The sequence below is a fragment of the Candidatus Paceibacterota bacterium genome (assembly GCA_028711505.1).
In the GTDB taxonomy this organism is placed as follows: domain Bacteria; phylum Patescibacteriota; class Minisyncoccia; order JAHISW01; family Tagabacteraceae; genus JAQTSC01.
Genome location: JAQTSC010000002.1, coordinates 1 through 20,964 on the forward strand (window position 1 = coordinate 1; position 20,964 = coordinate 20,964).

General features: G+C 42.5%; 23 protein-coding genes and 1 tRNA gene. 10 read left to right on the forward strand and 14 right to left on the reverse strand.

Going from position 1 to position 20,964, the window contains the following annotated elements; genetic code table 11:
• The 5 genes from PHC85_01165 to PHC85_01185 form a co-directional block, all read right to left on the reverse strand.
• A partial coding sequence (locus PHC85_01165) for a myo-inositol-1-phosphate synthase (GenBank protein ID MDD5032718.1) occupies window positions 1-298 on the reverse strand: 298 nt, incomplete at its 3' end.
• Window positions 299-339: 41 nt separating this feature from the next.
• Window positions 340-1,251, reverse strand: coding sequence for a M48 family metallopeptidase (locus tag PHC85_01170; GenBank protein ID MDD5032719.1), 912 nt, complete (start codon window positions 1,249-1,251; stop codon window positions 340-342).
• A 2-nt stretch (window positions 1,252-1,253) separates the two neighbouring features.
• Window positions 1,254-1,814, reverse strand: coding sequence for a LemA family protein (locus PHC85_01175; protein MDD5032720.1), 561 nt, complete (start codon window positions 1,812-1,814; stop codon window positions 1,254-1,256).
• A 117-nt stretch (window positions 1,815-1,931) separates the two neighbouring features.
• Window positions 1,932-3,629 carry a chaperonin GroEL gene (gene groL, locus PHC85_01180; protein MDD5032721.1) on the reverse strand — a complete coding sequence of 566 codons (1,698 nt, stop codon included), beginning with the start codon at window positions 3,627-3,629 and terminating at the stop codon, window positions 1,932-1,934.
• A gap of 42 nt (window positions 3,630-3,671) precedes the next feature.
• Window positions 3,672-3,989, reverse strand: coding sequence for a co-chaperone GroES (locus tag PHC85_01185; GenBank protein ID MDD5032722.1), 318 nt, complete (start codon window positions 3,987-3,989; stop codon window positions 3,672-3,674).
• A gap of 251 nt (window positions 3,990-4,240) precedes the next feature.
• Here PHC85_01185 and secG point away from each other — a divergent pair, with 251 nt between their 5' ends.
• The 6 genes from secG to PHC85_01215 all read left to right on the forward strand — a co-directional run bounded on the left by secG (window position 4,241) and on the right by PHC85_01215 (window position 9,343).
• On the forward strand, window positions 4,241-4,459 hold the full coding sequence (secG, locus tag PHC85_01190; GenBank protein MDD5032723.1) for a preprotein translocase subunit SecG: 219 nt from the start codon (window positions 4,241-4,243) through the stop codon (window positions 4,457-4,459).
• 55 nt (window positions 4,460-4,514) lie between these two features.
• Window positions 4,515-6,272 carry an ABC transporter substrate-binding protein gene (locus PHC85_01195; GenBank protein MDD5032724.1) on the forward strand — a complete coding sequence of 586 codons (1,758 nt, stop codon included), beginning with the start codon at window positions 4,515-4,517 and terminating at the stop codon, window positions 6,270-6,272.
• Window positions 6,251-7,000 carry a glucose-6-phosphate isomerase family protein gene (locus tag PHC85_01200; GenBank protein ID MDD5032725.1) on the forward strand — a complete coding sequence of 250 codons (750 nt, stop codon included), beginning with the start codon at window positions 6,251-6,253 and terminating at the stop codon, window positions 6,998-7,000. Before PHC85_01195 ends, PHC85_01200 begins: the two co-directional genes overlap by 22 nt.
• Before the next feature lie 71 nt (window positions 7,001-7,071).
• A tRNA-Leu gene (locus PHC85_01205) sits at window positions 7,072-7,153 on the forward strand.
• A 62-nt stretch (window positions 7,154-7,215) separates the two neighbouring features.
• A complete protein-coding gene (locus PHC85_01210; GenBank protein ID MDD5032726.1) occupies window positions 7,216-8,970 on the forward strand; it encodes a ribonuclease J in 1,755 nt (584 codons plus the stop codon).
• Window positions 8,971-9,127: 157 nt separating this feature from the next.
• Entirely contained in the window at window positions 9,128-9,343 is a 216-nt protein-coding gene (locus PHC85_01215) for a hypothetical protein (GenBank protein MDD5032727.1), read from the forward strand.
• Window positions 9,344-9,416: 73 nt separating this feature from the next.
• Here PHC85_01215 and PHC85_01220 read toward each other — a convergent pair whose 3' ends face one another.
• Window positions 9,417-10,775: a phosphomannomutase/phosphoglucomutase gene (locus tag PHC85_01220; protein MDD5032728.1), complete on the reverse strand. Its 1,359-nt coding sequence runs from the start codon at window positions 10,773-10,775 to the stop codon at window positions 9,417-9,419.
• Window positions 10,776-10,800: 25 nt separating this feature from the next.
• On the opposite strand from PHC85_01220, the gene ychF reads away from it, so the two are divergent.
• The 4 genes from ychF to rpsR are packed head-to-tail and all read left to right on the forward strand — an operon-like array spanning window position 10,801 to window position 13,088.
• A complete protein-coding gene (gene ychF / locus PHC85_01225) occupies window positions 10,801-11,853 on the forward strand; it encodes a redox-regulated ATPase YchF (GenBank protein MDD5032729.1) in 1,053 nt (350 codons plus the stop codon).
• Window positions 11,854-11,898: 45 nt separating this feature from the next.
• Window positions 11,899-12,390 (forward strand): 30S ribosomal protein S6, encoded by a 492-nt coding sequence (locus PHC85_01230; GenBank protein ID MDD5032730.1) that lies wholly within the window; start codon window positions 11,899-11,901, stop codon window positions 12,388-12,390.
• Window positions 12,391-12,414: 24 nt separating this feature from the next.
• On the forward strand, window positions 12,415-12,870 hold the full coding sequence (locus PHC85_01235) for a single-stranded DNA-binding protein (GenBank protein ID MDD5032731.1): 456 nt from the start codon (window positions 12,415-12,417) through the stop codon (window positions 12,868-12,870).
• Window positions 12,871-12,887: 17 nt separating this feature from the next.
• Complete coding sequence (gene rpsR, locus PHC85_01240; GenBank protein MDD5032732.1) at window positions 12,888-13,088, forward strand: 30S ribosomal protein S18; 201 nt, start codon at window positions 12,888-12,890, stop codon at window positions 13,086-13,088.
• A gap of 34 nt (window positions 13,089-13,122) precedes the next feature.
• Here rpsR and recA read toward each other — a convergent pair whose 3' ends face one another.
• From recA to PHC85_01280, 8 genes are all read right to left on the reverse strand, one after another.
• Window positions 13,123-14,109 (reverse strand): recombinase RecA, encoded by a 987-nt coding sequence (recA, locus tag PHC85_01245; GenBank protein MDD5032733.1) that lies wholly within the window; start codon window positions 14,107-14,109, stop codon window positions 13,123-13,125.
• A gap of 75 nt (window positions 14,110-14,184) precedes the next feature.
• On the reverse strand, window positions 14,185-14,544 hold the full coding sequence (locus PHC85_01250) for a hypothetical protein (protein ID MDD5032734.1): 360 nt from the start codon (window positions 14,542-14,544) through the stop codon (window positions 14,185-14,187).
• The gene (locus tag PHC85_01255; GenBank protein MDD5032735.1) at window positions 14,537-16,723 is read right to left on the reverse strand and encodes a DNA translocase FtsK; all 2,187 of its coding nucleotides are present in this window, start codon (window positions 16,721-16,723) and stop codon (window positions 14,537-14,539) included. Before PHC85_01255 ends, PHC85_01250 begins: the two co-directional genes overlap by 8 nt.
• 149 nt (window positions 16,724-16,872) lie before the next feature.
• A complete protein-coding gene (locus PHC85_01260) occupies window positions 16,873-17,517 on the reverse strand; it encodes a S41 family peptidase (protein ID MDD5032736.1) in 645 nt (214 codons plus the stop codon).
• 130 nt (window positions 17,518-17,647) lie between these two features.
• A complete protein-coding gene (locus PHC85_01265) occupies window positions 17,648-18,634 on the reverse strand; it encodes a carbohydrate kinase family protein (protein MDD5032737.1) in 987 nt (328 codons plus the stop codon).
• Between the two features lie 30 nt (window positions 18,635-18,664).
• On the reverse strand, window positions 18,665-19,252 hold the full coding sequence (locus PHC85_01270; protein ID MDD5032738.1) for a type II secretion system protein: 588 nt from the start codon (window positions 19,250-19,252) through the stop codon (window positions 18,665-18,667).
• Window positions 19,253-19,324: 72 nt separating this feature from the next.
• On the reverse strand, window positions 19,325-19,909 hold the full coding sequence (locus PHC85_01275; GenBank protein ID MDD5032739.1) for a type II secretion system protein: 585 nt from the start codon (window positions 19,907-19,909) through the stop codon (window positions 19,325-19,327).
• Between the two features lie 36 nt (window positions 19,910-19,945).
• The gene (locus PHC85_01280; GenBank protein ID MDD5032740.1) at window positions 19,946-20,941 is read right to left on the reverse strand and encodes a transketolase C-terminal domain-containing protein; all 996 of its coding nucleotides are present in this window, start codon (window positions 20,939-20,941) and stop codon (window positions 19,946-19,948) included.
• Between the last annotated feature and the right edge of the window lie 23 nt (window positions 20,942-20,964).

Consider the following 20,964-nt stretch of genomic DNA (forward strand, 5'->3'; position numbering starts at 1 on the left):
CGATTCCGTCCAAAATCGGCGATTCCCGCACAATCGTTTTTAAAGGCGGAAGCGTTGTCCATTTTACAAGGTTTGGAGAAGCAAAAACCGCTTTGTGAAGCGGCTGTCCTATTTTATTCGCGCCAACGTCAAAAGCGCTCACGAACTCAATATTTCTGAAATCATACGCCCCTATCTTCTCGTGCATCAACCCTATCGGTTCTTTTTTCGGATGTTTTTTGTAATATTCAATCCCCTGTATAAGTCCGGCAAAACAATTGCCCACACCGACAATGCCTACGCGAATATTTTTTGCCATATTAAAAATTATTTAATATTAAAATAAAAAAAATACACATTTTACACATTCATTTCGCGAAGCCTTTTTACCCGCTCTTCTATCGGCGGATGTGTGGAAAAAAACGCGCTTAAATTCCTTGTGGTGAGCTTGTCGAAGCCATTTTTTACCGGCGAAGAAACCCACAGATGATTCGTGGCCTTATTCGCCACTCTTAGTGGCGTCGGATCTGACGCTATTTTCTCCAAAGCTTTTGCCAAACCTTCCGGATAACGCGTTAAAAACGCACCCGAAGCATCCGCCAAAAATTCCCTTTTTCTGGAAATTGCCAGCTGCATAAGGTTAAGGGCGATAGGAGCTAAAATAGCCATTATAATGCCGACAAGAATTAAGACGCCTCCCGCTTTACCGTTATCGTCTCTGCTTTTTGAAATTCCAAACATATTTGAACGCAGAAAAAAATCCGAAAGAAGCGCCACAAACCCGATAAGAACCACTACAACGGTTGAAAGAAGCATGTCGCGATTTCCAATGTGCGAAAATTCGTGAGCTAAAACTCCCTCAAGCTCCGAACGGTCAAGACGTTCCAAAAGTCCGCGGGTTACGGCAACAACCGCGTGCTCGGGATTTCTGCCGGTCGCGAAAGCATTCGGGGCGGCTTCATCTATAAGATAAAGTCGCGGAGTCGGAAGTCCGGAGGAAATAGCGAGGTTTTCAACGATATGATAAAGCTCGCGATTGTCTTCGTGTTTTATTTCTTTCGCCCTGCTGATTTTCAAAACGATTTTATCCGAATACCAGTAGCTCAGAATATTCATAAAAACACTGAAAACTACGAACACGGCCAAAATTCCCGGGTTTCCGTAAACCCGCGAAAATACCCAACCGATTCCGATAACCACAACAAAAAACAAGGTCATCAGAAACCACGTCCGCCGAATATTTGAATCTTTTTGGTTATATAAAGTGGCCATTTCTAAAACTTCACGTTCACCGGCTGTTTTTCAGCTTCATCCGCGACTTCAAAAAATTCCATTTTCGCGAATCCGAAAAGTCCGGCAACAATTCTGGACGGGAAAGTTTCTATCTTAATGTTCAAATCGCGGACATTGCCGTTGTAGAACCTCCTCGCCGCCTGGATTTTATTTTCCGTATCGCTAAGCTCGCGCTGAAGTTCCAAAAAATTCTCGTTGGCTTTGAGCTCCGGATAATTTTCAGAAACAGCGAAAAGAGTTTTCAAAGTGTTTGATAAAGCGTTTTCTTTTTCCGCTTTTTGCGCCATCCCGTCTCCGGCTGACATCGCTTCGCTTCTAGCCTTTGTCACATTTTCAAAAACATTTCTCTCGTGCTGCATATAACCTTTCACGGTCTCAACAAGGTTTGGGATAAGGTCATATCGCCTTTTTGTCTGCACGTCTATATCGGAAAGAGCTTCCTTGGATCTAGTGCGCAAAATCACGAGTCGGTTAAAAACAACGATAAACCACAAAACTAAGACTGCTAAAACGGCTAAAATAACTATGGTAAAAGGGTTCATAAATAAGTCTAAATTAAAGTTGATAATGCCTACATTATAAAACAAAGCGACATCAAAACAAAACCGTCCCGGCTATTTGCCGGAACGGTTTATGTTTATGAATCCTTGTTTATCCAATTAATAATCCTCACCCATTGGACCGTGATTGTGCCCGCCGGCCGGCGGATTTTTTTCCGGAATATCCGCCACAACCGCTTCGGTCGTCAAAAGCATCGCCGCCGCTGACACTGAATTTTGCAAAGCCGAACGAGTCACCTTGAGCGGATCGATTATTCCCGCTTTAAGCATATCGGAAATAATATCGTCTTTTCTCGCGTCATATCCGATATTTGAATTCGGATGTTCTTCTATTTCTTTTTTAATCGCGCTCACAATAACGGAATGGTCTTCCCTGCCCGCGTTCATCGCTATTTGCCTAAGAGGCTCTTCAACCGCGCGCAAAATCAGATTCACTCCGGCTTCAAATTCCCGCTCAATATCCTTTGACGGTGATTTTATCTTGCCTTCGGAAACGTCTTTTGAAACGGAAATCGCCGCTTTAAGCAAAGCTACTCCCCCTCCGGGTACGATTCCTTCTTCAATAGCCGCTTTCGTCGCTTCTTTGGCATCCTCAATTTTATATTTTTTATACTTCATTTCCGTTTCCGTTGCCGCGCCGACTTTAATAATAGCCACGCCTCCGGAAAGTTTCGCCAGCCGCTCCTGTAATTTTTCTTTTTCAAAATCGGAATCGGTTTTTGAAATCTGATTTTTCACTTGAGCTATTCTTTCGTCTATGTCCTGTTTTTTTCCTTTTCCTCCGACAATGGTCGTATTGTCTTTCGTGGCAATTATTCTTCTCGCCCCGCCAAGCACGTCTAACTCAACACTGTCCAGCTTCATCCCCTTTTCTTCGGAAACGACCTTGCCGCCGCAGACAATCGCGATATCCTCAAGCATTTCTTTTTTTCTGTCCCCGTATCCGGGCGCTTTTATCGCGAGCGCGCTGAAAGTGCCCCGTATCTTATTCACGACAAGCGTGGCAAGAGCCTCACCTTCCACTTCTTCGGCAATGATTACAAGCTCCTTTTTGCCTGTCTGCGCCAATTTTTCAAGAAGCGGCAAAATCTCCGCTATGGTGGAAATTTTCTTGTCTGTTATAAGAACCTGAGTATTTTCATAAACCGCTTCCATTCTTTCGGCATTGTTTATCATATAAGCGGAAGAATAACCGCGGTCAAACTGAAGCCCTTTCACAAGCTCTTTTTCAACTCCGAAAGATTGCGATTCTTCAACCGTAATAACGCCGTTTTGTCCGACTTCTTCAAAGGTATCGGCAATTATTTCTCCTATTTCTTTTGATTCCGCCGAAATTGTCGCCACTTGGAGTATTTCGCTTTTGTTAAGCGCTCCGTTTTTATTTTTCAAAGGTTTCGCCATCTTCTCCAAAGCGGAAACAAGATGTTCGCAAGCCGCTTCTATGCCCGCTTTTATTCCTATCGGATTCGCGCCCATGGCAGAGTGTTTAAGCCCTTCTCTGATTATCGCCTGAGCCAATACGACGGCAGTCGTAGTGCCGTCTCCGGCGACATCGTTAGTTTTGCTGGAAACTTCTTTAACGATTTCCGCGCCCATATTTTCAACTTTGTCCGAAAGTTCGATTTCTTTGGCAATGGTAACGCCATCATTCGTGATGTCCGGAGAACCGAATCCTTTTCCCAAAACCACGTTTCTGCCGCGAGGACCAAGCGTAACTTTTACAGTATTCGCCAAGATATCAACGCCTCTTTTAAGCGCCTCTCTGGCCTTTTCACTAAAAATAATCTGTTTGGACATACCTTAAAAAAAATTAAAAATTGATAATTGAAAATTCAGCTGTTATTCCACTACAGCCAAAATGCTTCCCTCTCCTATAATATAGTACTCTTCGCCGTCTATTTTTACTTTTTCCGCGCTGTATTCGGAAAAAATCACGGTCTGCCCTTTTTTAACGGACATCGGCAATCTTTTTCCTTCTTCAGACATTTTTCCCGGGCCAACGCCCACAACAATTCCTCTGTTCATTTTTTCATGCCCGCCGGCGGTTTCAGGAATAACTATACCGGCCTTTGTCTTTTTAAATTTATCCTCCTCGGAAAGCGGTTCAACTAAGACCCTGTCCGAAAGAGGGTTTATGGATATTTTTTTAGCTGCCATACCTATATTTAGATTAATTTTAATTGGTTTATAAATTCGAGCCCATATTTCGCACCTATATTTTCGGAAAAATAAAAATCCTTGTCAACCCCGTTAAATCGTCCGGCTAGATGGGAATTTAACACAAAACAACCTATTTTGGAGAAATGATAATCCAGACAATCAATTTTAGCAAAAGCGAGAAGTAAAAGATATCCCTTGCATATTTTTATCCCTTGCGTTATACTCCGAGTTAACGTTTAATATCGTTTATGTTATTTAATTTTCTACCATACATCCAAATAGTGCTTTCTTGCCTTTTGGGAATAGCTATACTTCTTCAGCAAAGAGGCGCCGGAATTTCCGGTGTTTTCGGCGGGGGAGACGAAGGATATCATACAAGACGCGGAATGGAAAAAATTCTGTTTGTTTCCACTATTGTTTTGGCTTTTCTTTTTCTTTTATCAGCCTTTTTGGCTTTACTGAAATAACTAACAAAAATCTACGGCTGTTCAAAATGTCCTAAGGGAACGGCTGAAATTTCCTGTGAATTATTCTAAAATTTTATCATCGTTCAAATTTAAATTTCTTCTGTCAGAATTAAAGCTCCGGCTTGCCGCGAAAACGCTCTCCCTGCAGCTTAGAGCGCTGTTAATTCTTTTCATCTCGGTATTCACGATAAGCGGATTTTTTCTCCTCTACCAAGCCGATAAGGCTTTAAGCGTGACGGTTCCGTCCGAAGGCGGAATGCTTAGAGAAGGAATAATAGGCACTCCCCGTTTCATAAATCCGGTTTTGACTATTTCCGACACCGACAGAGATATGACTTCTTTGATCTATTCCGGCCTGATGAGACCGAGTGAAAGCGGGCTTATTCCCGATTTGGCTGAAAAATACGAGTTAAGCGAGGACGGGCTTGTTTATACTTTTACGCTGAAGCCGGACTTAAAATGGTCCGACGGCAAAAAACTGACAACGGAAGATATTCTTTTCACAATACAATTTATACAAAATCCGGACACAAAAAGTCCGAAACGGGCGAACTGGGAAGGAGTAGAAGCTGAAATCGTTGACGAGAGAACAGTCAACTTCCGCCTGCAAAAACCCTATTCTCCTTTTCTTGAAAACACCACGATAGGAATTCTTCCCAAGCACGTGTGGGAAAACGTCCTGCCGGAACAAATGTCATTAAGCGATTTCAATATAAACGCTGTCGGATCGGGCCCGTATAAAATAGAAAAGGTGACAAAAAGTTCTTCCGGCATAATAGCCTCTTATCTCCTTTCGGCAAACGATAATTTTTCACTGAAAAAACCTTTCATAAAAAAAATATCCGTAAAATTTTATCCATCGGAGAAAAAATTGATTGAAGCTTACGAAAAAAACGAAATAGACAGCGTGAGCGCGCTGTCCCCCCAAAACATGCTCGCGATGCAGAAGGCCGAATCCTTTCTCAAAGTTTATCAACTGCCCAGGGTGTTCGCCGTCTTTTTCAACCAAAACGACGCTCCGGTTTTCGCGGAAAAAGAAGTCAGAGAAGCGCTCACTCTTGCAACCGACAAAAAACTGATAGTCAGAGAAGTCCTTAAAGAATTCGGAAACACGCTGGACGGCCCTATACCGCCAGGAAGCCTGGGGTATTCTCCGGCAGGGGCGAACGAAGAACAAGACGCGCAAAAAAACAAAGAAGAGGCAAAAAAACTTTTGGAAAAAAACGGCTGGAAATACAACGAAGAAGAAAAAGTCTGGCAAAAGGAAAAAAAGAAAAAAGAAATCCTTAAGCTGGAATTTTCAATTTCAACATCGGATGTTCCCGATCTTGTGCAGACGGCGCAAATTCTAAAAAACGAATGGGAAAGCATGGGAGCGAAAGTCAACGTCAAAATATTTGAAATAGGAGACCTTGAACAAAACGTCATCAGACCGAGAAAATACGATACCCTGCTTTTTGGCGAAATTCTGAACCGCGACCCCGACCTCTTCGCTTTCTGGCATTCTTCGCAGAGAAACGACCCCGGATTAAACATCGCGCTTTACGCCAATATTACGGCCGACAAACTGCTTGAAGAAGCCAGAACTATTTCCGACGCGGAGAAGCGGGAAGAAAAAAATATTAAATTTCAGAAAGAAATAAACAAAGACAAACCGGCAATTTTCCTTTATTCTCCCAATTTTCTCTATCTCGTTCCTTCATCTCTTGGCGGAATAAATTCCAAGTCAATAACAATTTCGTCGGAAAGATTTTCAGGAATAAATAACTGGTATCTGGAAACCAAAAAAGTATGGAAGATATTAGAGAAATAACAAAAAAACTTGCAGAAAATAAAACGGCTTCCGTAAGGCTTTTTGGAGATATGACGCCGGCGCTGCGCGAACCTTCCGCTGCCGCAGGAGAAAAAAGCGAAAAAATAGCGTATGAAATGTATCGGGCGGCTGAACCGGAAAAATACGAAAAAGAAACGAAAGAAAAAAATCTGCGCTATGATATCACCATTATTTCTCCGGAATCTTTTAACGCGGAATTATCAAAAACTTTCGGACATTATCATAAAAACAGGTTTACAGAGATAACCGAAGCCGCCGATGGAACCGCATGGTACTTGCTTCAGAAAAAAGGCTCCTCTGAAAAAATAATAGAAGAAGTTTATCTGGCGGAAGTGAAAGAAGGCGAAAAAATCATTTACCCCGTGGGTTTCGGACATATCACCATAAACCCTAACGAGAAAAAACTTTCGACTTCAAACTGGGTCAGCGTTAAAGCGGAATCGGATTACTCGGATTACGAAAAACTTCACGGAGGATGCTATTATGTTCTTCGCGAAAATGGAGAAATAATTTTTGAAAAAAATCCCAATTACGAGAAGGTTCCGGAAATCGTCAAATTAAGGCCGAAAGAAATTCCGGAGATGGGGATAGTATTCGACAAACCGCTTGTTTCTTATATTGAAAATCCGCAAACGCTTGATTTCCTGAGCAATATCGAAAAGTACAAAGATATTCTCACCATAGAAAAGTGTTTTGAAAAAATCTAAAAGTTCCTAATGCCGCGGCGGCGGAATTCCGAAAACCGACCAAAGCAGCCTTACGGGTCAAACTGCCAGAAGGGCGAGTGGTGCAATTGGCAGACACGTACGCTTCAGGAGCGTATGCCTTACGGCTTGAGGGTTCAAATCCCTCCTCGCCCACAGACAAAAAATTATCATTAAAAAGTTCGCGCTCTAGCGCGGACAAGTTAAAATTAACAATTATGGAAAAAACAAGAACAGCAAGAAAAATCTTTACCCGATTCCCTGCTTCAAAAAAGGCAAAGGACGACGGCGAAGGGCACATAAGAATAATCCCGCTGGGAGGAATGGAAGAAGTCGGAAGAAACATGATGGTTTTTGAATATTACAATCCGTCTTCCCCCTATCACGGAGAAATAGTAATCGTAGATATGGGTCTTCAGTTCCCGGAAGAAAACATGCCGGGAATAGACTTTATAATTCCCAATTCCGCATATCTTGAAACCAGAAAAAACAAGATAATGGGCGCGATTATCACGCACGGGCATTACGACCACATAGGCGCGGTTCCCTATCTCGCAAAAAAATTGGGGAATCCGACGATATACGCCGCGCCCCTCACAAAAGCGATAATCTTAAAACGCCAGGAGGAATTTCCCGATATGCAGAAACTTAACGTGAAAGAAATCACGAAAGACACTCATCTAAAACTCGGCGTTTTTGAAATAGAATTTTTCCACGTTAATCACAACATTTTTGACACGGTCGGCGTGGCGATAAAAACGCCGCTTGGCACCATAGTGCACACGGCCGATTTTAAATTCGACAATAGCCCCGTCGGCGACAAACCGGCCGATTACGCGAAGATGGCGCAGCTTTCTAGCGAAGGCGTTTTGCTTCTTATGTCCGACTCCACGAACGCCGAACAGCCCGGACATTCCATTTCGGAAAAGACGATCCAAGAAAATCTTGAACGCATTTTTGAACATTCAAAAGGAAGAATTATCACGGCCACGTTCGCTTCTCTTTTAAGCAGAGTCCAGCAAATAATACATCTGGCTGAAAAATACGGGAGAAAAGTGGCGCTCGACGGGTACTCGATGAAAACGAACGTTGCTATTGCCGGAGAACTGGGATATCTCAAAGCGAAAAAAAGCACTTTTATAGACTTGAAAGATTTTGATAATTATCCGGCGGATAAAGTCGTTCTTGTCGCGACGGGAGCGCAGGGCGAAGAAAACGCTTCGCTTATGAGGATAGCTCTGAGAGAACATAAATACGTGCGCCTTCACGAGGGAGACACCGTTATTTTTTCATCCTCTATAGTCCCGGGCAATGAACGTTCGGTTCAAATGTTAAAAGACGTAATCTACAAACAAGGCGCCGAAGTTTTCCATTACCAGATGATGGACATTCACGCCGGCGGACACGCCAAAGCCGAAGATTTAAAAATGATGATAAACCTGATGCGGCCGAAATTTTTCATACCCATCCAGGGAAATTATTATCTTTTGAAACTTCACGGGAATCTTGCCGAATCGGTCGGAATACCGAAAGAAAACATCGCGATTCCCGAAAACGGGCAGGTGGTGAAATTAAAAGAAGAAAAAATAGAACTCACGGAAGAAAAAGTTCCGGCAAATTATATTATGGTTGACGGACTCGGAGTTGGCGACGTAAAAGAAGTGGTTTTGCGCGACAGGCAAATGCTGGCGCAAGACGGAATTTTCGTCATAATCACCGCCATTGATTCCAGAGAAGGAAAAGTGAAAGGCTCACCGGATATAATTTCCCGCGGGTTCGTATATCTTAAAGAATCACAGGAACTTTTAAAACAAGTGCGTTATATCGTGCGGAAAATAGTTGAAGAATCTTCAAACATGCATCCCATAAACATCACTTTCGTAAAAGACCAGATGAAAGAGCGCATCGGCAAATTCTTGTTCCAAAAAACAAAGCGCAGGCCGATGGTACTGCCGGTGGTAATAGAGATATAACTTGACATTTTTCCTCTTTTAGTGTACATTTGAAAAAGAGATCCAACCAAAAAATTGAGGAGGAAAAACAGTGAAGAAAATTCTAATCTTAGGAGTCTTTTTTAACATCTGTCTAACTTGTATCTTTCAGCCGCCTTACGCGTCTGCGAAAGAAGACATGCTGTCTTTTGTAATAGTCTGCGACAAAAAAGACGGCGAATGCGAAGTTAAAATAGACAATGCGGTTTCGCGCTATCAAAACGTTGATGAATGCGTGAACGCCGTCTTTGAAAAGCTGAAAGAAAAGAAGAAAAAAATTAAAAACCACTGGGTTGTCCCTGTTTACACGAAAAAAATGGGACATGGATACTGTCTGGTGGTTGAATTAAAATAAACCGCCTCAATAAAATAATCCCCCGTCCTGGAAATTCCGGACACGGGGGTTTTTTATTTTCAGCGTTTCTTTTTCACTCCAGATATTTCAAAATTTCCGCCCTTTTTTCTTCTAAAATTTCTTCGCTATTCGTTTCAATCATCAGCCGTAAAATCGGCTCTGTTTTTGACGGCCTTAAATTGAACCACCAGCCGCCCTTATCGATATCCCCGTACTCCACCGTAATTCCGTCTATAAAATTCCGCCTGCCTTCCCCGTATTTTTCTTCCAGCTCCTTTTTTAATTCTTCCCAATTCTTGTCTTTTTTTAACGGAACATTTATTTCTCCTGAGTAATTATATTTCAAAAACGGGCGCGCCAATTCTGAAATTTTTTTGCCGGGATTTTTATCAAGCGCTTCCAATATGAACCTGAACGCCAAAAATGCCGAATCCGAAAAATTAAAGGATTTAAAATAATAATGTCCGGAATTTTCCGAAGAAAAATCCGCATTTTTTTCTCTCATCTCTTTTTCCACGTAAAAATGTCCGACTTTGCATCTTTCAATTTTAATTCCGCTATCCATAAAATATTCTTCAACGGCTTTTGAAGAAGTGATGCCAAAAAGAGCAAGGTTTCCTTTTTTAAGAATTTGCTCCGCAATAATTCCTCCTATCGCGTCAGCTCTTATGTTTTCCCCGTTTTCATCCAAAACTATGATTCTATCCCCATCCGCATCAAAAATGACTCCGAAATCGGCTTTTGTTTCCAAAATTTTTTCACGCGCGAAAGCCTGCGATTCTTCTTTTAAAGGATTAGGGTCATGTTTTTTAAAATCCGGGTCTGTTTCAAAAAAAATCGGTTCGGCTCTTATTCCAAACTTACGAACAAAATCCGGCAAAAAAAGCCCCGCTGTTCCGCCGGAAGCGTCAACGACAACTTTCAAATCTCTTTTTGCGCTAAATCCGGAAACAAGCCGCTCCATATATTTTTCTGACATTTTAATTTCGCTTCTCTTTCCCTCTTCAGCGGCTTTTTCCTCCCTGTTTTTGTAAAAATAATCTTTCATCTCTTCCCCGCCGATTGGCGCGGCGCAAGAAGCGACCAATTTTATGCCGTTATATTTTGCCGGAATATGGGAAGCGGTTATCATCGCGCCGCCTTCGGCTTTAATTTCGGAAACGGAAAAATAAAACATCGGCGTAGTGCAAACGCCGATATCCAAAACATCAAAACCCGCGCCAAGAACGCCTTTTATAAAAGATTCCGCAAGCGGCTTGGAGCTTGTTCTTGTGTCGCGCCCTATTATTATTTCTTTTTTGCTTAAATCGCCTTTTTCAGACAAAAAACCGGCAAAAGTTTTCCCCAGCAAGCAAAAAATGTCTTCGTTCACTTCTTCGGGATAAGCGCCTCTTATGTCGTAAGCGCCGAAAATTTTCGGATTGATATCCATCAAACGGTATTATAACATTAAAAACATGCGTATTGGAATCGTCGGGCTTCCCAATGTTGGAAAATCAACGCTGTTTGAAGCCATGACAAAAAAACAGGTAGACCGGCAAAACTATCCTTTTTGCACCATAGACCCCAATGTCGGAGTGGTGGCTGTTCCCGATGAGCGTGTGGATTTGCTTGAAAAACTTTCAGGCTCGGCTAAAAAGATTTATACGGTTATTGAATTCGTCGATATCGCCGGACTTGTAAAAGGCGCGGCCGAGGGCGAAGGCCTTGGAAACAAATTTCTGTCGCATATCCGCGAAACAGACGCGATTGTTTTTGTTTTGAGGGCTTTTTTAAACGACAAAATAATAAATACTCAGAACGAGATAAATCCGACGGCGGACAAAGAAATACTTGAAACCGAACTTATGCTTAAAGATTTGGAAACTTTGGAAAAACACATGCAAACGCTGGAAAAACAGAAAAGAGCCGGAAACAAAGACGCAATAAAAGAATGGGGTGTTTCGGAAAAAGCAAAAGACGCTCTTCAAAAAAGCCAGCCTCTCGCGGAAATCGCTTTAGATAAAGAAGAAAAAAAAATATTAGGCTCGCTTCAGCTTCTTTCTTTAAAACCGAAAATTTTCATCTTAAACGGAAAAGAAAACGAAGTTCCGGAAAACATTAAAAAAACTTTTGAAAACAGCGGCTGGACTTACCTTATTTTAGACATACTTACGGAATTTGAATCCGCGGGATTTTCAAAAGAAGAAAGGAAAGAGCTTGAGCTTCCCGAATCAACGATTGATAAGCTCATAAAAAAATCCTACGAACTTTTGGGTCTCATGACTTTTTTAACGACAGGAGAAGACGAAACACGCGCGTGGACGATAAAAACCGGCTCAACGGCTCCGCAGGCGGGCCGCGCCATACACTCCGACTTTGAAGAAAAATTCATAAGGGCGGAAGTGATAAATTGGAAAGATTTATTGGACTCGGGCGGCTATGGCGCGGCCCGCGAAAAAGGGCTGCTCCGCACCGAAGGCAAAAACTACATTGTCAAAGACGGAGACGTGATAGAATTTAAAATTTAGAAACAAGGGTTGCAAATACGGAAATCCGATGTTATCATGAGTCCAATGGAAAAAGAAACGCTCTCATACGAAATAGGATACATGTTCAAAGATTCGCTGGAAGGCGAAGAGCTTTTGGATTTTACGGAGAAAATCAGAAGCATCATAACTTCAAACAATTCCATTGTAATTTCCGAAGGAAAACCTAAAAAACAGCCTCTTGCCTACCCTATAAAAAACGAAAGCGACGGTGTTTTTAACTGGATAAAATTTCAGACCTCTCCGGATTCCATAAAAAAGATAGAAAACGAACTGAAGAAAGAAAATATGGTTCTTCGTTTTATAACGACAAAAAGCATGAAAGAAGAACCGGTAAAAGCCTCTGTCACGGCTTTCAAAAAGAAAATGCCGGAATTGGGTGAAAAGCCGGCGTCAGCCATTATCCATATTCCGGAATCGGAAGCCAAAAAAGAAGAACCCTCGGACAATAAAATCCAAGAAGAAGAGCTTGATAAAAAAATAGAGGAACTTTTAGGAGAAAGCGAAGTTCAAAAATAATATTGAAAAAGTTAGAATAAAAATATGAATCTCAACAAAGTGTTTATTATCGGAAACATGACTCGCGACCCGGAATTGCGCACTCTTCCTTCCGGCAGCGCGGTAGCGTCTTTCGGAGTAGCCACAAACAGGGTGTGGATAAACAAGACCGGAGAAAAACAGCAAGAAGTTCAATTCCACAACATCGTTGCCTTTGGAAAACAGGCGGAAATAGTAGCTCAATATCTTAAAAAAGGCGCCATGATATTGGTTGAAGGCAGACTTAATACCAGAAACTGGGAAGCCCAAGACGGAACGAAAAAAACACGAACCGAAATAGTTATGGAAAAAATGCAGATGGGCCCGAGAAGAGATGCCGAGTTTTCCGGAAACCGCAGCCAGGAAAATACAAGTAAAAATCCCGGCAAAACAGGAAACGACACCTTGGATACCATTGAATACCCGGATGAAAACGGAAATCCTGACGATATACCGTTTTAATTTAAATCATTAAAATTATGAAAAACTGCCATTTTTGCACAAACAACGTGAAAAAAATCGACTACAAAGACGCGGAGAACTTAAATAAGTTCTTAGACCACCAAGCGAAAATAATGCCCGCCAAAGAAACCGGGCTTTGCATCAAACATCAAAGGAGGCTGGCTCAAGCCATAAAACGCAGCCGCATGCTGGGACTGCTCCCCTTTGTAAGACATTAATTTTAGAAATTACAGGCCGGATAGCAATTATATTCTACCGGCCTTTTTCTATGCTATAGAATTCTTTTATTTTTTTCGTTATCTCGTCAGCTGTTTTATTGTCCTCGCGCAGAAAAATTCTCGCCTTGTCATAGCCTACTCCCAATTTCAGGCTTCCATACGAATACGTAGTTCCTGATTTTTTTATTATTCCGGCTTTCTCGCCCAAATTAAGAAGTTCAGCGCTCCTTGAAATTCCTTCATCGTACAAAAGGTCAAACTCGGCTTCCCTGAAAGGAGGCGCCACTTTATTTTTTACGACTTTCGCTTTTACCCTTCCGCCGATTATTTCATCACCTCTTTTTATCTGGGCTATTCTTCTCACGTCTATCCTCACGGAAGAATAAAATTTCAGCGCTTTTCCTCCCGGCGTGGTTTCCGGATTTCCGAACATCACTCCTATTTTCATTCTAATCTGATTTATAAAAATCACGATTGTTTTGGATTTTGCGGATATTGCCGTAAGTTTGCGAAGCGCCTGCGACATAAGTCTTGCCTGGAGACCCACGTGCGCGTCTCCCATCTCTCCTTCTATCTCTGCCCGCGGCGTTAAAGCGGCGACGGAATCTATCACGATTACATCGATTTTTCCGGAACGAACCAGGCTTTCTGTTATTTCAAGAGCCTGTTCTCCCGTGTCGGGCTGGGAGATAAGAAGATCGTCAACTTTTACGCCAAGTTTTTCCGCGTACACGGGATCCATCGCGTGCTCAGCGTCTATAAAAGAGCAGAGGCCTCCTTTTTTTTGAGCTTGAGCAAGAACATGGAGAGCCAGCGTGGTTTTACCCGAAGATTCCGGACCAAAAATTTCAATAACTCTGCCGCGCGGAAGCCCGCCAAGCCCCAAGGCAACGTCTAAAGAAAGAGAGCCCGTAGAGATAACGTCCACATCAACTCTTTTCGTGTCGCCAAGCTTCATTATCGCGCCTTCACCGTATTTGCTTTTAATCCCTTCTATCACGGAATTTATGTCCGCTCCCATTGTCTTGGGTTCTTTTTTCGCTTTTGCTGTAAATTTAGCCATTTTATAAATTATATTAAGCCTTTTAAATTAAAACTACTTCATTACCACTTCTATTTTTTGTTTATAAGTCCTTCCGAACCTGTCTTCGGCTTTAACTTCAATGATATTATATCCTTGCGCTAAAATCATGTCTTTTTCAAAATTTCCAAGGCTATCGGTCAAAACATGGCTTCCGTCTATATACAGTGCAGAAACATTTACAGAAACGCCTTTTATTTTTATAACCGGATTATTTACAGTTTCTCCGTTTTTAGGATAATCAAGGCTTATGCCGGGACCCTGTAAAAAATTTTTGGAACGTCCGTAAAGATAAAAAACAAACGCGAAAAATATAACAAAAACGAAAATTATTTTCGCAAAAAACGCCGCGTTCATCTTTATCGCTTTAAGCATCGTAATTTTCCGGAGGTAAGTCTAAAATCTCGCGCGGACGGGAACCGTCGGGAGGCCCGACAACTCCTCTCTCTTCCATCATATCAAGAAGGCGCGCGGCCCGGGAATAACCGACCCTTAATCTTCTTTGCAGCAGAGAGGTTGACGCTCTCTTTGACTGAATAATTATTTCTCTTGCCTGTTCGTAAAGTTCGTCTTCTTCGTCGTCGCCGGACCCTGGCGTCTCGTCAAAAATCGAGGATTGCTGCATTTCGCCGTTTCCCAAATTTATTTCCGACGAATCGAAATTTTCATATTCTCCCAAAAGATAATTGACTACTTTCTTTACCTCGCTTTCCGAAACAAAAGTTCCCTGTATGCGCCGCGGCTTTGCCGAATCGCCGGAAAGGTAGAGCATGTCTCCGTTTCCCAAAAGCTTCTCCGCTCCCGCCATATCCAAAATTGTTCTGGAATCAACTTGAGACGCAACTTGAAAAGCAACGCGGCTGGTGATGTTCGCTTTTATAAGTCCGGTGATAACTTCAACCGAGGGCCTTTGGGTGGAAACAACAAGATGTATCCCCACGGCGCGAGACATTTGCGCCAGCCTCACTATTGAAGATTCAAACTCGCGCGGATAACTCATCATAATATCGGCGAGCTCGTCAATTATAACGACAATATACGGCATTGATTCTGTTTTACCGTTTTTGTGATAAGAATTTATGTCTCTCGCTCCGGCCGCCAAAAGCACATCGTATCTTCTTTCCATTTCTTTGGTCGCCCATTTCAAAGCCACTATCGCCTTCTTCGCTTCTGTTATTACCGGCGAAAGAAGGTACGGTAAATTATTGTACATGGTAAGCTCCACGCGTTTCGGGTCTATCATGAGAAGCTGAAGGTCTGCCGGAGAATGTCTGTAAAGCAAGCTCATTATAAGCGAATGTATTGCCACTGATTTTCCGGAACCGGTAGCTCCGGCTATAAGCACATGGGGCATTTTCGCTATTGAAGCGTAGACCGGTCTGCCTGCCACGTTTCTGCCTAAGGCCAAAAGAAGAGGCAGTTCGGAATTCAGATATTCCGTTTGCTGAAGAAGCGACCGCAAACCGACAAGAGAAGATGACCTGTTTGGAACTTCTATTCCCACAAGAGACTTGCCGGGTATTGGAGCTTCTATTCGTATGGGATGGCTTGCCAACGCCAAAGACAAATCATTATTAAGTCCCGTGATGCGCGATAATTTTACGCCTTCCGCCGGTTTTAAAGTATATTGCGTAACGGAAGGACCTATTCTTATTTCATCCATTTCCACGCTTATTCCGAAATTCTGAAAAGTCCGTTTTATGATATTGGAATTAGCTTTTATGTCCCCTGCCGAAGGCTTGCCCTTATCCGATTCCAAAAGCTCAAATGGAGGAGGATTGAATTTTTTGTCGGAAAATTTTTTAAAAACACCTGACAAAATTTTTGTTTTTATCCCGTTTTCATTTTCTTCTTCCACGTCGTATTTTTCACCTGGTTCTTTTTTCATCTCATTTCCGTTTTCTTCTGTTTTTTCTCCGACCGCTATTGCGTCCGCGGGAACGGAAGGAATACCGTAAACTTCGCCTTGAGACTGGGCATCCGATTCTTCGAGTTTGGATTTGGAAAAAAACATTCGTTCTCTTGCTCTTCTCGCGAGCGAAGCGAAAGAAATAGGAATATTAGACATTATCAGAAAGCCGACGATAAAAACCATGGAGAAAACAATTATGCTGGCCCAAAAATCAATCAGCTTCAAAAAAGGAAGAGCCGCCAAAAAACCCACGTATCCGCCGGTTTTTTTCCCAAAAACGATATCTATAAGAGATAAGCTGCTTACAAAAATAAAAAGCCCGCCTATCAAGCTGGAGGCAAGAAGCCGCGGCCTGTATGAGGAAAAAAGAGAAATGGAAATAAAAAAAAGCACCGCGGGCACCAAAAAAATCGCCGTGCCAAAAAGCCAATCAAGCCCAACACGGACATATTCTCCGGCCACCCCAGCCTTATTGCAGACAACGAGGACAAAAAAGAGAGAAAATCCAAGGCAAACTATGCCCCAAATTGAATATTTTGTCTCGTCTTTAAGCCCGGAATGCCAACGCGTATCGGGCGCGTTTTTCGCGCTCTTTTCGGCAGATGAGGAAATGCTTTTTTTAACGCCGTTTTTTAACGCCATTTCAACTTAGTTATGCTACGTTTAATTGATTCTTCGGGTCAAAATAAAAAATTTTGTTTTTATTCACCCTCATTGTCAATTATAGTCCAAAACGGCGAAAAATCAAAAAACCTGCGGGGAATATCTCCCCACAGGTTTTGAAACGCACGTTAAATTTTTGTTCCCGCCAAAAAACTTCTGGCAAGTTCAAAAATTTCTTTTCCGTTTGACACATCCGCCTTGATGTCAGGCTCAATACCGCCCAAAAGGCACCTTCTCGTAAGAGGAGAAAAATATTTCATCAAGGATTTATCTCCCGCGGTCTTTTCCCCTATTATAACCGCCCTGTGATTGTCCTGAAGCGAAGCGGCAAAAAGTTCCCCCGCGCCGGATGTTTGACGGCTGACTAAAATGATAACCTGGCCGTCAATCTGAAAATCAATATCTTCTTCCTCAAACTGGAAACTGTCGGCATTTACCGCGCTAAATCCGGATTTATTTTTTATGCTCTCAAATACGACAGTGGCATCCTCCGGCAAAAACATCCAGGCTGTTCTTAAAGCTTCGCTGTCTTGGCCGCCCGTACAATTCCGCAAATCAAAAATCCACCTTTCGCACCCGACCAAAGAGGCCCCGATGGAAAAACGCAAAAATTTTTGAGCGAAACCCCTGTCAAAACTCGGAACGGTTATTTTCGCGCATAACGGATCTTCGCAGCGAGCCAGTCCGGCGCCTGCGCCAAGCAAGAAAAAAAGAAGTATTATAAAAAGGAAAACGGCTGCCAAAACTTTTCCCCGCTTCTTGTTCTGAAACATAAACCCCTCCTTTTAGTTTCAGGTTTTTGAGCTGTTTATATGTCAAAAAATGCCTATTATTCTCTGGGCATTTTGGAACAAATTTAACACCAAGTCAAGCAAGAAAAATAAGCCGCGAGCAGCAAAATTCTTAAAGCGGAATTTTTTTTACTTCCACTTTAGGCCAGATTCCCCACTCTCCTTTTTTCAAAAGACCGGTCGTCGCTCCGAAATCCTGCATGTTAGACGTGGCATTCGCCGTACCAAGCTGTATGGCATATTCAATACTCCCATTTTCAATAAAACCGGAAACGAAAGCCGAGCCGAAAGAATCCCCTGCTCCTGTCCGGTCAACCATCTCCGATTCCGGAATCCCCGCGGAATAAAGATCTTTCCCGTCGGAAACAACGACCCCATCCGGACCTTTCGTCATCACGGCAATGCCCTTTACCATTTCATCAAGCTTTTTAAAAATTCCTTTTTCGTCTTTGTAATCAACGCCCGCGAGCTCCGCCGATTCTTCCTGGTTTAAAATCAAAATATCGATTTTATCCAAAACGGTTTTTAAAATTTCAGTATCTTTTTCATTCTTTAAACTGCCCGCCGGATTTGACGCCACCTTTATTCCGCTTTTTTCGGCAAATTCCATGAGCGGAACGAGCATCTCGTGACTATTCGCCGATAGTGAAGAAACATAAAACCATTTTGCTCCGAGCTTTTCAAACGGAATATCTTCTTTGGTAAGCTCATGGCAAGCGCCATATTTTTCCAAAATACTCCTGTCAACATTCGGGAGAGAAAGGACTACGGAAAAAGCCGTGGGGTATTTATCCGTTTCTTCCAGCAATTCCAAAGAAACGCCGTGCCTTGAAAGTTCTTTTTTGACCGCTTCGGCAAAAACATCTTTTCCTACCGATCCGAAATAAGCGGTTTTTAATCCTTGTTCGGAAAAAGTGCAGGCCGCGTTCGTGCCGCAGCCTCCCATTGACGCAAAGACCGAATCAATATGAATTTTTGAACCAAGAGGAACGCACAGCCCTTTTTTTGTCGCGAACTTTTCATCGTCAATTGCCACCAGCTTGTCGCTGGCCATAAATAAATCATAAGTCGCCGAACCGAAAGTTATAACGTCAAACATATTATTTTTTTATTGAATAATAAAAAGACTCTAATTACTCAGATATTGGCATATTGTTACCCCCACGCCATTACTGTTTGGAACAGGTATACCGATTCCGCAAGATACGTTTTCTCCTTCCAGATACCAAAGAAGGAAAAAGCTTTTGCAAAAATTGTTCGGACGAAAAGAACAAGAATAAACATATCCCTGGAAACAGATATCCGGTCCTCCCCCTGCCCCGGAAGGCCCGCAAATAATTCCTTGGTCTCCCGTATAATTTTTAAAATCAACATAGGGAGAAAGCGCACTGTTAAGCACCGATGATTCGCTATACGATACCCCGTTAAATCCGCATTTGTCATCGTCGTAATCTCCCAAGCAATGCGGTCCGGTATCTCCCGGGTCTGGATATTCTCCATTTCCTGAAATTGCCAAATTTATGGCTTTTACATATTGATTTATGTCCGATATTCTTTCTGAATTTCTGGAATCTATTCTTACGCCATTATACAAAACAAGAGCGACAGAGCTCAACAATCCCACAATTCCGATGACAACAAGAAGCTCCAAAAGAGTAAAAGCCGCGTTTCTCTTTTTTATGACAAAACGCCGGGAAAAAACCAGTTTCAAGTTCATATTTTAATTTTCAACCTCTTAAGTACGCTTCTTCGCGCTTTTTCTTTCACGTATTATCGGATAAGAAAATTATCAATGGCCTACATATGAACATCCTGTTATGGTAGCGCCGCCCCTCATTTCATGTGAAATACCGATTCCGCAAGAAGCGTCTGCTCCTTCCATAAGCCATTGGATGACAATTGTTTTGCAAAAATTATTCGGACGCTCAGAACAAAAATAGATATATCCTTCGGAGCACTCCTCCGGGGCTTCTCCGCCAGGAAGTCCGCAGACCATGGCTTTATTGCCGGCATAAGTTTTCAAATCCAAATAAGGAGAAAGGATATTATTCAGCGTCTCCGATTCGGAATAATATGTCCCATTAAGTCCGCATTTGTCATCGTCGTAATCTCCCAAACAATGCGGTCCGGTATCTCCCGGGTCTGGATATTCTCCATTTCCTGAAATTGCCAAATTTATGGCTTTTACATATTGATTTATGTCCGATATTCTTTCTGAATTTCTGGAATCTATTCTTACGCCATTATACAAAACAAGAGCGACAGAGCTCAACAATCCCACAATTCCGATGACAACAAGAAGCTCCAAAAGAGTAAAAGCCGCGTTTCTCTTTTTTATGACAAAACGCCGGGAAAAAACCAGTTTCAAGTTCATATTTTAAAGATAGAAACGTTTTGAAAATTCAACAAATTATTTTCTCGCCAACGCTTTTTTAACCGCTTCTTTTATGTTCTCAACTCCCATTCCGAATTTTTCCAAAAGTTCATCCGGCTCGCCGGATTCCCCGTATCTGTCGCGGACTCCCACAAATTCAATCGGCGCTGGAAATTCTTCAGATAAAATTTCCGCCACAGCCGAACCCATACCGCCATTAACCTGGTGTTCTTCAACGGTAACTACGGCTCCGGTTCTTTTTACGCTTTCCAAAATCGTATTTTTATCCATCGGCTTAATTGTGTGATTATTTATTACCTCCGCTTTAACCCCCTCTTTTTCAAGTTCCGCCGCGGCCAAAATCGCATTATGAACGAGCGGACCGCAAGCGATTATTGAGACTTGGGAATTTCCGCCCTCCGGCGACCAAAAAATTTCCGCTTTTCCTATTTCAAACGGAGTTTCTTCGGTTGTCATAACCGGAGTTTTTTCACGCGCGAATCTTAAATAAACAGGGCCTTTGTATTTTGCTGCCGCAAGCGTCGCTTTTTTTGTTTCTATGGAATCGCACGGCGCGATTATGACCAAGCCAGGCAAACATCTCGTTATGGCGATATCTTCAAGCGCCTGATGACTCATTCCATCAGGACCTACTGAAATCCCGGCATGAGCGCCTGCAATCTTAACATTGGCTTCGTTCTGCACGGCCCCACGAACCTGGCACCAATTCAATCCCGGACTAAACACGGCATATGTCGCCAAAAAAGGCACTTTTCCGTCAAGGGCAAGGCCAACCGCGACATTCATCATATTTTGCTCCGCAATGCCCATTTCAATAAATCTGTCCGGAAACGCGCGCATAAATTCGGCGGAACGCGTTGATTCCGAAATATCGGCGCAAAGCGCAACGACATTCGGATCGTCTTTCCCCGCCAAAACAAGCCCTTCTCCATATCCAAAACGGGTTGGGATACGCTCAATTTTTTCCTTATCCAATAAATTCTGGCTCAGTTTTAAATTTTGATTTTGCATGATATTAGACGGTAATTTTATAT

Coding starts and splice junctions, on each gene's coding strand:
- PHC85_01170 (MDD5032719.1), bottom strand. CDS start 1,251: ATGGCCACTTTATATAACCAAAAAGATTCAAATATTCGGCGGACGTGG.
- PHC85_01175 (MDD5032720.1), bottom strand. CDS start 1,814: ATGAACCCTTTTACCATAGTTATTTTAGCCGTTTTAGCAGTCTTAGTT.
- groL (MDD5032721.1), bottom strand. CDS start 3,629: ATGTCCAAACAGATTATTTTTAGTGAAAAGGCCAGAGAGGCGCTTAAA.
- PHC85_01185 (MDD5032722.1), bottom strand. CDS start 3,989: ATGGCAGCTAAAAAAATATCCATAAACCCTCTTTCGGACAGGGTCTTA.
- secG (MDD5032723.1), top strand. CDS start 4,241: ATGTTATTTAATTTTCTACCATACATCCAAATAGTGCTTTCTTGCCTT.
- PHC85_01200 (MDD5032725.1), top strand. CDS start 6,251: ATGGAAGATATTAGAGAAATAACAAAAAAACTTGCAGAAAATAAAACG.
- PHC85_01210 (MDD5032726.1), top strand. CDS start 7,216: ATGGAAAAAACAAGAACAGCAAGAAAAATCTTTACCCGATTCCCTGCT.
- PHC85_01215 (MDD5032727.1), top strand. CDS start 9,128: ATGCTGTCTTTTGTAATAGTCTGCGACAAAAAAGACGGCGAATGCGAA.
- PHC85_01220 (MDD5032728.1), bottom strand. CDS start 10,775: ATGGATATCAATCCGAAAATTTTCGGCGCTTACGACATAAGAGGCGCT.
- ychF (MDD5032729.1), top strand. CDS start 10,801: ATGCGTATTGGAATCGTCGGGCTTCCCAATGTTGGAAAATCAACGCTG.
- PHC85_01230 (MDD5032730.1), top strand. CDS start 11,899: ATGGAAAAAGAAACGCTCTCATACGAAATAGGATACATGTTCAAAGAT.
- PHC85_01235 (MDD5032731.1), top strand. CDS start 12,415: ATGAATCTCAACAAAGTGTTTATTATCGGAAACATGACTCGCGACCCG.
- rpsR (MDD5032732.1), top strand. CDS start 12,888: ATGAAAAACTGCCATTTTTGCACAAACAACGTGAAAAAAATCGACTAC.
- recA (MDD5032733.1), bottom strand. CDS start 14,109: ATGGGAGCGGACATAAATTCCGTGATAGAAGGGATTAAAAGCAAATAC.
- PHC85_01250 (MDD5032734.1), bottom strand. CDS start 14,544: ATGCTTAAAGCGATAAAGATGAACGCGGCGTTTTTTGCGAAAATAATT.
- PHC85_01255 (MDD5032735.1), bottom strand. CDS start 16,723: ATGGCGTTAAAAAACGGCGTTAAAAAAAGCATTTCCTCATCTGCCGAA.
- PHC85_01260 (MDD5032736.1), bottom strand. CDS start 17,517: ATGTTTCAGAACAAGAAGCGGGGAAAAGTTTTGGCAGCCGTTTTCCTT.
- PHC85_01265 (MDD5032737.1), bottom strand. CDS start 18,634: ATGTTTGACGTTATAACTTTCGGTTCGGCGACTTATGATTTATTTATG.
- PHC85_01270 (MDD5032738.1), bottom strand. CDS start 19,252: ATGAACTTGAAACTGGTTTTTTCCCGGCGTTTTGTCATAAAAAAGAGA.
- PHC85_01275 (MDD5032739.1), bottom strand. CDS start 19,909: ATGAACTTGAAACTGGTTTTTTCCCGGCGTTTTGTCATAAAAAAGAGA.
- PHC85_01280 (MDD5032740.1), bottom strand. CDS start 20,941: ATGCAAAATCAAAATTTAAAACTGAGCCAGAATTTATTGGATAAGGAA.